12 protein-coding genes are annotated in these 13,758 nt (G+C 69.1%); 10 read left to right on the plus strand and 2 right to left on the minus strand.

Annotated features, from left to right (window positions below; genetic code table 11):
- Positions 1-5 precede the first annotated feature (5 nt).
- Together ABZY45_RS24105 and ABZY45_RS24110 are read right to left on the minus strand one after the other, a co-directional pair.
- Positions 6-1,754 (minus strand): thiamine pyrophosphate-binding protein, encoded by a 1,749-nt coding sequence (locus ABZY45_RS24105; protein ID WP_356742857.1) that lies wholly within the window; start codon positions 1,752-1,754, stop codon positions 6-8.
- A complete protein-coding gene (locus ABZY45_RS24110) occupies positions 1,751-3,253 on the minus strand; it encodes an aldehyde dehydrogenase family protein (RefSeq protein WP_356742859.1) in 1,503 nt (500 codons plus the stop codon). The genes ABZY45_RS24105 and ABZY45_RS24110 overlap by 4 nt, the downstream gene beginning before the upstream one ends.
- A 214-nt stretch (positions 3,254-3,467) precedes the next feature.
- Between ABZY45_RS24110 and ABZY45_RS24115 the strand changes: the two genes are divergently transcribed.
- From ABZY45_RS24115 to pqqE, 10 genes are all read left to right on the plus strand, one after another.
- The gene (locus tag ABZY45_RS24115; RefSeq protein ID WP_356742861.1) at positions 3,468-4,235 is read left to right on the plus strand and encodes an IclR family transcriptional regulator; all 768 of its coding nucleotides are present in this window, start codon (positions 3,468-3,470) and stop codon (positions 4,233-4,235) included.
- Positions 4,236-4,290: 55 nt separating this feature from the next.
- Positions 4,291-5,496 carry a CoA transferase gene (locus ABZY45_RS24120; protein WP_356742863.1) on the plus strand — a complete coding sequence of 402 codons (1,206 nt, stop codon included), beginning with the start codon at positions 4,291-4,293 and terminating at the stop codon, positions 5,494-5,496.
- The gene (locus tag ABZY45_RS24125; protein ID WP_356742865.1) at positions 5,493-6,341 is read left to right on the plus strand and encodes a citryl-CoA lyase; all 849 of its coding nucleotides are present in this window, start codon (positions 5,493-5,495) and stop codon (positions 6,339-6,341) included. The genes ABZY45_RS24120 and ABZY45_RS24125 overlap by 4 nt, the downstream gene beginning before the upstream one ends.
- Before the next feature lie 180 nt (positions 6,342-6,521).
- The gene (locus ABZY45_RS24130; protein WP_356742867.1) at positions 6,522-8,672 is read left to right on the plus strand and encodes a PQQ-binding-like beta-propeller repeat protein; all 2,151 of its coding nucleotides are present in this window, start codon (positions 6,522-6,524) and stop codon (positions 8,670-8,672) included.
- 200 nt (positions 8,673-8,872) lie between these two features.
- Positions 8,873-9,865 (plus strand): ThuA domain-containing protein, encoded by a 993-nt coding sequence (locus ABZY45_RS24135; protein ID WP_356742868.1) that lies wholly within the window; start codon positions 8,873-8,875, stop codon positions 9,863-9,865.
- A 332-nt stretch (positions 9,866-10,197) separates the two neighbouring features.
- Complete coding sequence (gene pqqA, locus ABZY45_RS24140) at positions 10,198-10,329, plus strand: pyrroloquinoline quinone precursor peptide PqqA (RefSeq protein ID WP_356742870.1); 132 nt, start codon at positions 10,198-10,200, stop codon at positions 10,327-10,329.
- An 11-nt stretch (positions 10,330-10,340) separates the two neighbouring features.
- Complete coding sequence (locus ABZY45_RS24145; RefSeq protein WP_356742872.1) at positions 10,341-11,237, plus strand: MBL fold metallo-hydrolase; 897 nt, start codon at positions 10,341-10,343, stop codon at positions 11,235-11,237.
- Complete coding sequence (pqqC, locus tag ABZY45_RS24150; protein WP_356742874.1) at positions 11,234-11,989, plus strand: pyrroloquinoline-quinone synthase PqqC; 756 nt, start codon at positions 11,234-11,236, stop codon at positions 11,987-11,989. Before ABZY45_RS24145 ends, pqqC begins: the two co-directional genes overlap by 4 nt.
- Entirely contained in the window at positions 11,990-12,259 is a 270-nt protein-coding gene (pqqD, locus tag ABZY45_RS24155; RefSeq protein ID WP_356742876.1) for a pyrroloquinoline quinone biosynthesis peptide chaperone PqqD, read from the plus strand.
- The gene (gene pqqE / locus ABZY45_RS24160; RefSeq protein ID WP_356742878.1) at positions 12,256-13,362 is read left to right on the plus strand and encodes a pyrroloquinoline quinone biosynthesis protein PqqE; all 1,107 of its coding nucleotides are present in this window, start codon (positions 12,256-12,258) and stop codon (positions 13,360-13,362) included. The genes pqqD and pqqE overlap by 4 nt, the downstream gene beginning before the upstream one ends.
- Positions 13,363-13,758: the final 396 nt, after the last annotated feature.

Here is a 13,758-nt window from a genome sequence, read left to right on the forward strand (position 1 = left end):
GGGATTCATCCTTCGTCCTCGAACTTGCCCTGATAGATGTCGTTGATGTTCCAGTGGCCGGGCGTGGGAACCGGCTCGTTGACCATGGGGATGTCGATGACCGCCGGCCTGCGGCGCTCCACCGCGGTCGTGAGCACCTTCGCCAGGTCCTCGGCGGAGGCGACCTCGTAACCGTCGGCCCCGCAGGACCGTCCGTAGGCGGCGAAGTCGGGGCTGTAGGACTCACCGTCGGGGCCGGTGAAGTCGCATCCGTATCCGCGGCCGTAGTTGGAGCGCTGGAGGTCGGAGATCGTGCCGTGAGCCCGGTTGTTCATCACGGCGAAGATGACGGGAAGACCCTGTTCCACGGCCATGGGGACGGCCGGCAGCTGTGCACTCATCCCGCCGTCGCCGATGAGGGCGACCACGGTGCGCTGAGGCTGCGCCATCTGCACGCCGACAGCGGCGGCCGGTCCGAAGCCCATGGTGGAGGCTCCGCCGGGGGTGATGAAGCGGCCCTCGGGCGGCAGGTCGTAGGACTGGGCGACGCCGTTCTTGTTCCAGCCGACGTCCGTCACCAGGATGGCGTCGGCCGGCAGGCTTGCCCGCAGATCGGCGAGGATGCGCTGGGGTCGCAGGGGGAAGTTGTCACTCGCGCCGTTGGCCGCCGCGGTGTCGAAGAGCTCCGTACGACTGGCGGCGATCGTCTCACGCAGTCCCGGCCGACGCGTGGGTTCGGGCCGCAAGGTGCGGACGGCCGCTTCGATGGCGCGCACGGAGTGTCCGACATCGGCGACAGCCCCGATCTCGACCGGGTAGTTACGTCCGATCTCGGCCGGATCGATGTCGATCTGGATGAGCTTGCTCGGCGGAAAGTTCCAGGTGTACGCGGCCTCCCAGGAGCTGGCGTCGGTCTCCGCGAAGCGCGTGGCCAACGCCAGCACCACGTCGGCGTCCTTGGTGTGGGCGTGGGTGGAGTCCAGTCCCCAGAAGCCGGGCATTCCCAGGAGCAGGGGGTGCCGGTCGGGTATGGCTCCCTTGCCCATGAGGGAGTGCGCGAGCGGGATGTCGAGGTGGTCGGCCAGGCTCAGCAGCGCCTGCTTGGCCTCCGGTGTACGCAGTCCGCCGCCGAAGTAGATCAGCGGTCGCTCCGCGTCCACCAGCGCCTGGGCTATGCGCCGGGCAGCCTCCTGGGTGATGCCGGGGAGAGAGCTCTCGGGTATGGCGTGCGATCCGGGGACGTAGGGCTCGACCTGCCGGGAGAAGAGGTCCATGGGTACGTTGACGAGGACAGCACCGGGACGGCCGGACGTCGCCGTCCAGAACGCGCGTTCCAGGGTTCGGTGCAGGTCGGCGGTCCGCTGGACGGGCCAGGCTCGCTTGCAGAAGGGGCGGTAGATCGCGGTCTGGTCGGCGTCCGCGTGGAGATTGACCTCCTGGTGCGGATGGCGTCCGTAGTAGTAGGAGGGGATGTCACCGGAGATGACCACGAGCGGAACGGAGTCCATGGCGGCCGTGGCGACACCGGTGACCGCGTTCATCATCCCCGGGCCGACATGGGTGAGCAGCACTCCGGGCTTGCCCGAGGCGCGGGCGTATCCGTCGGCAGCGTGGGCGGCGGCCTGCTCGTGGCGGGCGATCACGAAGTGGATCGAGCTGGGTCCCATGGCGTCCAGCAGGGCGATGTTGGTGTGGCCGCACGTCCCGAACACGTACTCGACACCGTAGGACTCGAGCTGGGCGACAAGGGCTTCGGCAGCGGTGACGGTGGTCACTGGTTCTCCTCCGTGAGGTCGTGGCGATCGCCCCAGATGGACAGGCCGCGGAGCATGAGGGTCTTGACGACGGTGTAGTCGTCGATCAGCCAGCGCGGCGACTCGCGTCCGAACCCGGAGTCCTTGACCCCACCGAACGGGATGTGGTCCAGGCGGTAGTTCGAGGTCCCGTTGACGATGAGCCCGCCCACCTGCAGGACGCGCCAGGCGGTGAAGATGCGGTTGATGTCGTGGGTGAAGAGGCCGGCCTGCAGTCCGTAGCGGCTGGCGTTGCACTCACCGATGACCGTGTCGAAGTCGTCGTAGGGCATGACGGCGACGAGCGCGCCGAACACCTCGTGGACGACGACCGAGGCGTCGGCCGGCGGCCCGGCGATGATGGTCGGAGCCGCGGTGGCTCCGTCTCGCGTTCCGCCGCGCAGCACCGAGGCGCCCAGTTCCTTCGCTTCGGCGGACCAGCGGACCACTCGTTCGGCAGCGTCTTCGTCGACCATGGACCCGATGTCCGTCAGCGCGTCCATCGGGTCACCGATGACCAGGGTGTCCACCGCGGCGGTGAAGGCGTCGAGGAAGTCGGCGTAGCGACTGCGGTGCACGTAGACCCGCTGGACGGAGATGCAGCTCTGCCCCGAGTTGCTGTAGCCGGTACGGGCGGATGCCTTGGCTGCCGCCTCGATGTCGGCGTCCTCACAGACAATGGTCGCCGCGTTGCCACCGAGTTCGAGAGCAAGGCGTTTGGCGCCGGCGGCACGGGCTACGGCCGCGCCGGTGGCGGCGCTGCCGGTGAAGCTGATGACATCGACCTCGGTGGCAGCACACAGGGCAGCTCCGACGTCGCCTCCGCCGTGCAGCAGTTGGACCGCTTGATGGGGCAGGCCGCTGTCCAGCAGCAGGGCGACGATTGCCGACGAAATACCCGGCGCCTGTGGCGGCGCCTTGACGAGAGTGGTGTTGCCCGCGGCGAACGAGGCGCCGAGTTTGTGTGCCAGCAGGTTCGCGGGGGCGTTGAAGGGCGTGATCGCCAGGGCGACCCCGGCAGGTGCGCGGTAGGTGAAGGCGCTGTTGCCGACACCCGTGTTCCAGCCCGCGACCGGCAGGGTCTCCCCGTCGATGCGACGGGCCTCGGCGGCGCAGACCTCGAAAGTCGAGGCGACCCGTTCGATCTCGACGCGGCTGTCCTTCACCGGCTTGCCCAGTTCCAGGGCCAGCAGTTGGGCGAGCCGGTCGCGGTGGGTCAGCGCGGCCGTGGAGGCGCGCTGCAGGATGTCGGCCCGTGCTGCCGGGGCGAGCGTGGCGACCTGGGGAGCGTACTGGCGGGCGTCGGCGACGGCCTGGTCGATCTCGGCCCGCAGAGCAGTGGGGGCGCGGCTCACGGTGCGCCGCAGGTAAGGGCCGGTGCGCTCCGCCGTCGGTCCGTCACCCGACCATGCACCGGCGAGGAAGGGCAGTGCGTCGACGACATCCGCATCGGCGACGGATTTGAGGATGACTTCCAGCATCACTTCTCCAGACAAGCCATCTAGCGGTTTGCGTAGACCGCCTTGTGGACTGGCGTGTAACGTACGGGCGCCGGTTGAGCTTGGCAAGAGCCCGGTCAGAAGAAGTTGAATCCTCAGGTTTCCCGCCGAAATCGGCGCTGCCGCACGCGTGGTTGCGCCCGCCTCGCACCATCCCTGGCAGGCTCTCCCGGCAAGGACGTACGAAGGAGAAAACATGGATTCCGAGCAAGGACAGGGCGGTGTGCGCAGTGTGCGCCGGGCCCTGGACATCCTGTCGCTGCTCACCGAGGAGCAACCCGTCGTATCCCTCCGGACCATGGTGGAGGCGACCGGCCTCGCGAAGACCACCGTGGTCCGGCTGGTGCAGACCCTGGAGGGTTACGGGCTTCTGTGGTCCACCGACGCGGGTTTCACCGCGGGACCCGGATTGTGGAGATGGGCGCATCTGGCCCACGGAAGCTGGGAGTTGCCACAGGAAACGATCAAGCTCCTGCGCGAGCTGGCCGACCGGCGTGGCGAGACGGCCAACGTGATGATCCGGCGCGACATCCATCGCGTCTGCGTCGCGCAGCAGGAGAGTCCCCAGCCGCTGCGTCACGTGGTGCGGGTCGGCGACGAACTCCCGCTCTGGGCCGGCGCCTCGTCCAAGGTGCTGTTGAGCGGCGCGAGCGACGCCCTGATGCACCGGGTCGCGAGGGACTCGCCCCACGGCGAGGCGCACGTCGAACGGCTGCGGGAGTGGGTCGACGAAGCCTCGCAGCAGGGGTACGCGGTGAGCCAGGGCGAGCGCGACGTCGGCCTCACGGCCGTGGCCGTGCCACTCGCCACCTCCTCCGGCGTGGTGGTCGCCTCGCTCTCCCTCAGCGGCCCCAGTGCACGTATCACGCAAGGATCGATCGAGGAGTTCGCCCAGGACCTGATGCAGGTGGCCGCGGAGATCATGTCGCAGGGATTCGACCACCCCCTGGGACCGCGGGGCTGACAACCGTGCCGGAAAGCGGCGCCGCCCGCCGGCGCCGCGTAAGGAGACAATGCCCATGGATGCGCGACCGCTCGACAACATAAGAGTCCTGGACCTGACGAACGTCCTGGCAGGTCCCTACTGCAGTTACCACCTCATGCTCCTGGGCGCGGAAGTCATCAAGATCGAGCGTCCCGGACAGGGAGACCTGGCCCGCAACCTCGGCCCCGACGCCGACCTGAACCGCGCCGGCATCGGGGCTTCCTTCCTGGCGCAGAACGCGGGCAAGAAGTCCGTGGAGCTCGACCTCAAGGACCCCGCCGACCGCGAGGTCTTCGAGGAGATGCTGGCCGGCGCCGACGTGCTCCTGGAGAACTTCCGCGCGGGGGTCCTCTCACGGATGGGGTACGACCAGGAGCGGCTGGACCACATCAACCCGCGGCTCGTCTGCTGTTCCATCTCTGGTTTCGGCCAGAGCGGGCCGTTGAGCGACGCTCCGGCGTACGACCAGATCATCCAGGGGCTGTCCGGGATGATGAGCGTGACCGGGACCGCCGAAACCGCCCCGCTGCGGGTCGGCTTCCCGGTGTGCGACACCACCGGTGGGCTGTCCGCGGCCCTCGCGGTCAGCGCCGCACTGCTGCACCGGGAACGCACGGGCCAGGGCAGCCGGCTGGACGTCTCCATGCTGGAGACGTCCTTGTCGGCCATGGGATGGGCGGTGTCGAACTACATGGTCAGCGGAGTACCGCCGGAGCCCATGGGAGACCAGAACGCTACGGCGGCACCGTCCGGCACATTCCGTACGGCGGACGGACCACTGAACATCGCCGCCAACCAGCAGCGACAGTTCGAGACGCTGTGCCGGCTGGTCGGTGCCCCCGAGCTCGTCACCGACCCCCGGTTCGCCGAACGGGAGGGCCGCAAGGCCCACCGTGAGGATCTCAACGCAGCCCTGAACAGCGCGCTCTCACAGCGTCCGGCAGCGGAGTGGGAACGCTTGCTGACCGCCGCCGGAGTGCCCGCGGCGCGCGTCCTCACCGTCCCGGAGGCCCTCGAGCAGCCCCAGTTGCGGCACCGGGGGTTCATCGGTGAATTCCGCAGACCCGACGCCTCGGACGTCGCACTGCCGGTCCTCGGCAGCGGCGTGCTCTTCGACGGTGAGGCCTTCCTGCCCCGCACACCACCCCCGCTCCTGGGCGAGCACAACCACGAGAGGAGCGAGCTCGCATCGCGCTGGTCCGCGACTGCCACCGCCGAGAAGGAGACGACAGGCTCATGAGTACGCCCGCGTCCGCATCCGCTCACGACGAGGCCGCTCAGTGGTGGGCCACCGCGGTCAGCCACATCGAGCCCGGCTCCATCGAACTACGGGACCGGCCCGTACAGGAACTGATCGGCTCGGTAGGCCTGGTGGACACCCTGTGGCTCCTGCTGCGCGGCAGCCTTCCCTCACCACGCCAGTCCGCGCTGCTGGAAGCGGCGTTGGTGGCAGGCGTGGACCACGGGCCGCAGGCGCCCTCGATCGCGGCCGCCCGCATGGCAGCGACCTGCGGGGTGGGGCTCAACAACGCGATCGCCACCGGTGTCAACATGCTCGGCGACGTACACGGCGGAGCAGGGCAGCAGTGCGTGGAAATGCTCGAGGAGATCCGCATCCACCATGTGGAGGGTGGGGATTGGGACGCAGCGGCTGCCGAGGTCATGGCACTACGCCAGGCACATTCCCGCTACCTTCCGGGCTTCGGGCACCGCTTCCACCCGGTCGACCCCCGCCGCGATCCCCTGCTACAGCTGACGGAGGAGGCCGTGGCCGCCGGCGTAGTGGCGGGCGACCATCTGCAAGCGGCTCTGGCCGTCGAACGCGCCCTGCGGCAGCGCCGCGCCGGCGCGCGCCCTGTGCCGATGAACATCGACGGTGCCACAGCCGTCATCTACGCCGAGCTCGGCTTCCCCGCGCCACTGGCCAGGGGCCTGTTCGTGATCAGCCGGTCGGTGGGCATCCTGGCCCACGCGTGGGAGGAGACCGGGCAGGGCCGCCGGAACAAGGGACCCATCCCCCGGTCCGTCCTCCCCGCCCGACTGAACCCTGTCGATCCACGTGCCACCGAGGAATCCGCGTCCTGACCCTTGTCAGGCCGCTGCCACGTCCTTAACGTATGGAAGCGCCTCTCGGCGACCATCATGCGGGTTCAGCGAACCGCACAGCGGACCAAGATCCGCATCCCGCTCTCTCTTCCCCCTCGCCGCACACCGGACCACCGGATGGTTCGCAGCTCGGCAGGGTCATGCCACGAAAGAGGGTTCATGGACAGACGCAGTTTTCTCGCCACAGCAGCGGCCGGCACGACCGCCGGCATCGCAGTACTCAACTCGCCCGCCCAAGCCGCTGAAACGCGCACGGGCACACTGGCGACGCCTGTCCCCAAGCAGGCGTTCGAGGCAACGGCGAAGGACTTCCCCAAGGCGGGGGGCAACCTGGCCAACCAGAACTACTCGGCGCTCAAGAAGATCACCCCGCGCAACGTGAAGCAGCTAGGAGGTGCCTGGCACATCAACCTGGAGGGCGGCGACACGGGCCGCGCCCAGCAGTGCGCCGTCGTCGCCCAGGACGGTGTGCTCTACATAGCGACCACCCAGCAGAACATCTTCGCAGTCAACGGGCGTACCGGCGCGGTCAAATGGAAGACGAGCGTCGGCACCGACACCACGAACATGCGTGGGGTCGCCCTCGGCCAGGGGCTCGCCTTCACCATTTCCGGCGCGAACATCGTCTACGCCCTGGACCAACGGACGGGCGCCGTCGTGTGGACCCGGGAGATGCTCATCGAGGACCAGGGCGACCCGGGATGCGACCCCGCCAGCGGCCAGTGCGGCGGCAGCAAGGGCAGTCTGGCCGGGGCGGTCGTCTACTGGGACGGGATGATCTACGTCGGCACCCAGGGCAGCACCGCGGGCGCCCGAGGGCGAGGCTACGGCCTGGACGCCGCGACAGGCGAAGTCGTCTGGACGTTCTGGGGCACACCCGGGCCCGGCGAGTTCGGCCATGACACGTGGGAGGGTGACACCTGGAAGACCGGCGGAGCGGTGTGCTGGATCCACCCCGCCGTCGACCCCGAACTGGGCCTCGTCTACTGGACGTTCGGGAACCCGTATCCGCGCACCGACGGTTCCACCCGGGGCGGGGACAATCTCTTCGCCAACTGCCTGGTGGCCATCGACGCGAAGACAGGCAAGCGACGCTGGCACTTCCAGTCCGTGCACCATGACATCTGGGACTACGACGGCGTCATGTCGCCCGTGCTCGCGGACATCCAGATCGAGAAGCGCAGGCGCAAGGTCGTCGTCTACGGCAGCAAGACCGGGATGTACTACATCCTCGACCGTGCGACAGGCGACCCGGTGCACGGCATGGAAGAGCGGCCGGTGCCGCAGCACGCGGCGCAGAAGACCGCGCCCACCCAGCCGTTCCCCGGCGGCGAACCCTTCGTCGAGACGGAGCCGCGTATCGACAAGGCGACCCGGCCGGTGCCGTTCTACGCCACCGGCGGCCTCTTCGAGGTGCACTGGGACCGGCCGACCATCCTGTACCCGGGGGCGGGCGGCGGCGCGGACTGGTCCTCGCCTTCCTTCAGCCACCGCACGGGTCTGGTCTACGTCGGGTACGGGCTGATCAACTCCGCCTACTCCAACACCCACGGGGGCCGCGTCAACACCGCGCGCCCTCTCGGCGAGTACTTCGCCGGCGGAGTCGTGGCAGTCGACCCCCGCACCAACACCGTCTCCTGGCGACAGGAAGGCGAATGGTCACTCGCCCACGGCAACGGCGTCCTCAGCACCGCGAGCGGCGTGCTCTTCCAGGGCCGCCCGGACGGTGTCCTGACCGCCCTGGACGACTCCAACGGCGAGGAACTGTGGACCTGGCAGTGCGGAGCGGGGGTCAATACGAGTCCGATGACGTACGAGGTCGACGGCGAGCAGTACATCGCCGTGCTGGCCGGCGGAAACGGACTGCCCTACCCGGACATTCCGCGCGGCGACCATCTGTGGGCGTTCAAGGTCGGCGGCAAGGTCGGACCGGCGCCCGCGCCGGTACCCCCCTCGAAGCGCAACCAGATCCGCGCGGCGGCGGTCAGCGGCGCCGCGGCGGGCAACACCGTCACCCTCGGCCGCGTCTGGGACACCGCGAAGGGAGCGCCCGGGGGCACGGAGAACCTGGTGTCGCAGAACGCCATGTCACCGCAGCACCTCGCCATCCCCCGGGGCACCACGGTGACGTTCACCAACCCCGCCGGCAACAGGACCGCCCACGGCGCGGTGGCCTTCTTCGAGGCCGAGTTCGACACCGGGCTGCTCATGCCCGGCGATTCGTACACGTACACCTTCGACACCCCGGGCGAGTTCTTCTACAACGACCCGGTCTCCCCGCAGAGCACGGGCAAGATCGTCGTCTCGTAGCTCCTCCCCCGCGGTCCGGCCCTGTGCGCCAGTCACACGTCACTCCGCCGCAGATCTGCCGGCGCGCTCATCCCCATGCGGTCCGACGCGCCAGGCGCGTCCGTGCGGCCGGGGTCCACCGATACGCCGGCGCGCCCCCACTTCTCCGTCTCTTCGACGTGCCGGTTTCGCATGCGTCCATCACGGAAGGAAGCACTCCCATGTCAGGAAGAACGCTCCGGGCGAGAGCCCTGAGCACCCGCACCACCGTCCTCGCCACGCTCGGAATGGCGGTAGCCATGGTCGCGACACTCGTCGCGACCGGGACTCTCAGCGTCGCACACGGCCGGATCGGCACCGGGGCGAAGGAACTGGGCGACCCGGACTACGGGGTGTGCCGCGGGGTGGACCCGGACTGCTATCACGACTGGGGTAATTTCGACGCGGCCGAGGGCTACCGGGTCCTGCTCTACACCCGCACGGCTGGGCCCCGTCACGCCAACCTCGGCCCCGCGCTGGCGACGGGACTGAACCCCGCGCTCACCGACGCGAACGTGGTCCAGAAGTCCATGATCAAGCTGGGAGAACGGGGCGGCTTCCAGGTCGACTACACCGAGGACGTCACACAGCTCGCCTCCCCGAACACCCTGTTCAAGTACAACGCGGTGGTCTTCTTCTCCACCAGCCGAGACGCTCTGGACGACGCCGCGCAGACCTCTCTGCGCCAGTACATCCGAGGCGGCGGCGGCTTCGTGGGGCTGCACAACGCCTTCGGTACCGAGTACAACTGGCCCTGGTACGAGGGCCTGCTGGGCAATGCCAACTTCTACGATCACGGCCCCTCGCAGCTGGGCACCGTGCAGACGGTGGAGCGCAAGGACAACTCCACCAAGGAGCTGCCGGCCCGGTGGGACTTCACCGACGAGTGGTACAACCTGGTGCCCGCCCCCACCGAGGTGCGTGTCCTGGCCGAGGTCGACGAGAGCACGCTCACCAAGGGCGTGGCCGGCAACTACAGCCACCCGGGCCACGGCAACGAGCACGCGGTCGCGTGGTGCCAGTACTACGACGGCGGGCGCTCCTGGGTCACCACCCTGGGCCATGACGCCAAGCAGTTCACCACGGACGGATCCTTCGCCGGTGCGGCCGAGTTCCAGAAGCTCGTCATCGGAGGCATCCAGTCGGCCGCTGGCATGAAGCCGTTCTGCAAGTAGTCCCCCCTCCCTGCGGCCCTGGTCCTGCCGTCCATCTGCCCGATCACCCTGGCCGCGCTGCGGCACCGGCGTGCCCGAAACGCACAGCAAGAGGGGGTGCCACCGGCCCCGTCCGCCCTCTTGCCATGGCCGAGGCGCAGGAATAGCGTAAGCACCGATCCGCCTGGCGGACCGACAGGACCGCCCTACGGTCTATCAGATCCCCGTCCGCGCCGCCAGGGCAGGGCGCACCGCCCGTGTCACCACACGCCTGACCCCCTACCTGCCACGCCGGAAGCACCCCTGCCGCTCCCTCCTCGCCCCATGCTCCGTTCTTCGAAGGGATACCGACCATGCTCGAATCCACCACCTCCCAGCAGCAGGCAGAGACCCCCGCGGCTACGTCGGCCGAATGGGTCACGCCGGACTTCACGGTCGTCGACACGGCCATGGAGGTCACCGCCTACTCCCTCAACGCGCTCTAGAAGAAGGCTCCATGCGCCTGCTCACGCTGGGCACGGCTGCGGGTGGAGGGGTTCCCCAGTGGAACTGCGCGTGCCCCGGATGTTCCGGGGCACGCGCCCACCCCGAGCGTCGCCGTAGCCACGACTCCCTCGCCGTCCTCGGCGGCGATCCGCATTCCTGGTTCCTCGTCAATGCCGGTCCCGACATCGCGGAACACCTGGAGGCACACCCCGGACTGCGCCCCGGGCCGGGCGAGGAACGCACTCCGGTCGTCCGGGTCCTGCTCACCGACGCGGAACTCGACCACACCATCGGCCTGTTGAGGTTGCGCGAAGCCCGGCACCTGGAGATCCTCGCCACCGCTTCGGTCCGCCGGGCGCTCCGGGAGCGACTCGCTCTGGACACCGTCCTCACCCCGTACACCACACTCACCTGGCACGATCTGCCGCAGGCCGGCCGAAGCCCGGCAGTGATCGCGGGCATCGAGGTGTCAGCGGTCCACCTGTCCACCAAGCGCCCCCGATACGCCGCGGACGCGCCGGAGAACAGCGACTGGGTCGTGGCGGCGCGGCTGCATGACCCTCACAAAGGGACGACGGCCCTGTACGCACCGGCACTCGCCGCATGGAGTGAGGACTTCGGCAAGGAAGCGGCCGACGCCGACTGTGTCTTCGTCGACGGAACCTTCTGGGACGACGAGGAGCCCCGCCGCATGGGCATTTCCGCCCGGACATCCACCGGCATGGGGCATCTGCCCGTCGCCGGCCCTCACGGCACGGCCGCACAACTGGCCGCGCTGTCGGCCCGCTGTCTCTACACCCACTTCAACAACACGAACCCCCTGGTCGACCCCTCGGCCCCTCAGCACGGCGTCCTGGCCGGGCAAGGGCTCGAAGTGGCGCAGGACGGGATGGTGATCGAGCTATGACGACAGCACCGGTACGGTCCACCCCGAGAGCCGTGCACCCTGCGGCGCCGGACGACGGTCCTCTGCCCCCGGCCCTGTTCGAGGCCGAACTACGGAAGCTGGCGCGAAGCCGATACCACGACACCCACCCCTTCAACGTGCGGATGCACCGGGGCGAGCTCAGCCCGAACGAACTGCGCACCTGGGTCGCCAACCGGTTCCACTATCAGCGCAGCATCCCCGTGAAGGACGCGCTCATCCTCGCGAAGCTGCCCGAGCCGGCCATGCGGCGTTCCTGGCTGCGCCGGATCCAGGACCACGACGGTCTGGCTGACGGCGAGGGTGGCATCGAGCGCTGGCTGCGGCTCGGCGAGGCGGTGGGCCTCGACCGCGCCGAACTGGAGTCGGGCAGAAGCGTGCTCCCCGGGGTGCGGTTCGCCGTCGATGGCTATGTGAACTTCTGCCGGCTCAGTCCGGCTCTGGAGGCTGTCGCGTCCTCGCTCACCGAGCTGTGCGCGCCGAGCATCATGATGACCCGTCTGGAGACGTTTCCCGTCCATTACCCGTGGATCGAGGAGTCGGGGCTCTCCTACTTCCGCAGCCGGGTTCCGCAGGGGCGCCGAGACGGCGCCGAGGCACTGACCTGGGTGACCGACTGGGCACGGACCCGCGACGACCAGCTCCGGGCCTTGTCAGCGCTGGCCTTCAAATGCGATGTCCTCTGGGCCCTGCTCGACGGGGTGGAGCAGGGCAGCAGACCGGGAGGTGCCTGAATGACCGCTTCCGACCCCACCTGGTGTCCACGGCCGGCATCCGGTGTGATCCTGCGGCACGACCGGACTCGCGGCAAGGACGTCCTTCTCATGCCGGAACGCGTGGTGGTGCTGGAGGGCAGCGGCCGTCACGTGGTGGAGCTGTGCGACGGAACCCGGACGCTCAGGCGGATCATCGAAGAGCTCGCGGAACGCTTTCCTCAGGCCCCCGTCGATACAGAAGTGGGTCCGTTCATCGAACGGATGCGCAAGGAAGGCTGGATCAGATGACCACGATCGCACCTCCCTGGGCCCTGCTGGCAGAACTGACACACGCCTGCCCGCTGCACTGCGGCTACTGCTCCAACCCACTCGAACTGACACGACGCTCACAGGAAATGACCGCCGCCCACTGGGTGCGGGTGTTTCGCCAGGCTGCGGAACTCGGCGTTCTGCAGACTCATCTGTCCGGTGGAGAACCGCTGCTCCGCAAGGACCTCGAAGCGATCGTCGCCGGTGCCGAAGAGTCCGGTATCTACACCCAGTTGGTCACGAGCGGTTCAGGGCTCACCGAGGAGCGCCTCCAGTCCTTGACCAGTGCGGGGCTGCGCAGCGTCCAGCTGTCGGTCCAGCACGCCGACCCCGCTGCCTCCGACCTCATAGCGGGCAGCCGCGCCTTCGCCGCCAAGGAGTCCGCGGCAGCACTCGTCAGAGAGGCCGGGCTGCCCCTGGGTGTCAACGCCGTACTGCACCGGCACAATCTGGACGCCGTCGACGGTCTCGTGGAGCTGGCGCTGCGCTGGGGCGCGGACCGGATCGAGCTGGCCAACACCCAGTTCTACGGATGGGGCCTCCTCAACCGGGAGGCACTGATGCCAGAGCGGGACCAGCTCGCCCGTGCGGTGGAGGCCGTCAGCACATGGCGTGAGCGGCTCGGCGGAAGGCTGGAGATCGTCTGGGTAGCTCCTGACTACTTCGACGGAGTGGCCAAACCCTGCATGGGAGGCTGGGGAGCCGTCTCGCTCACCGTGACCCCTGACGGCACAGTCCTGCCCTGCCCCGCGGCCGCCACCTTGCCTGGGCTCGACCCCGTCAACGTCAAGGACCATGCGCTGCGGTGGATCTGGGAGGAGTCCAAGGCCTTCAACCTCTATCGAGGCAGCGAATGGATGCCCTCTCCCTGCCGTACCTGCGAACGACGCGACCAGGACTTCGGAGGCTGCCGGTGCCAGGCCTTCGCCCTGACCGGCGACGCCACCCGCACCGACCCTGCCTGCTCCCTGTCCCCGGACCACGCGACACTGACGGCTCTGACCCGGCCGGCTACGAGTGGTGTGTCCGAGCTGGTTCCGCGGCGCCCGACCGTCGGACCTCGCGCGGGTGCACGCGGTTGAGGTCCGCACAACCACCGGAGCATGCCGCCAGGTGAACGCCTGCGGCGACCCAGCGTGCGTGATCCGGCACCCGTATGGGTGCGGCGCGTGCAGCGGGAGCAGCCTCGGCGGGCTTGGCCAGCGTGGACGACAGGGTGGGACAGCGGCGACCGGGTAGCGCGCGACGAGACGTGCGACTGGGGCATCGGTCCGGGTGCCGTGCCGGCGATCCGGCGTGCCGGGTGCGTCATCCGCGCGGCGTCAGGTGGCCGCCGTCAGCTGTGTGGGCGTTCCGGGTCAGGGCCGAGGACGGGGCGGCTCGGGGAGATGCGTCGCCCGGCCGGACCGGGAGAGGGTGCGGCCGGGTGCCTGGTGTGGATAAGTGGCAGGAAGCCCTGTCCACCGACCACGGAGCGC

The organism is Streptomyces sp. NPDC006516 (assembly GCF_040611875.1).
Lineage (GTDB): Bacteria > Actinomycetota > Actinomycetes > Streptomycetales > Streptomycetaceae > Streptomyces.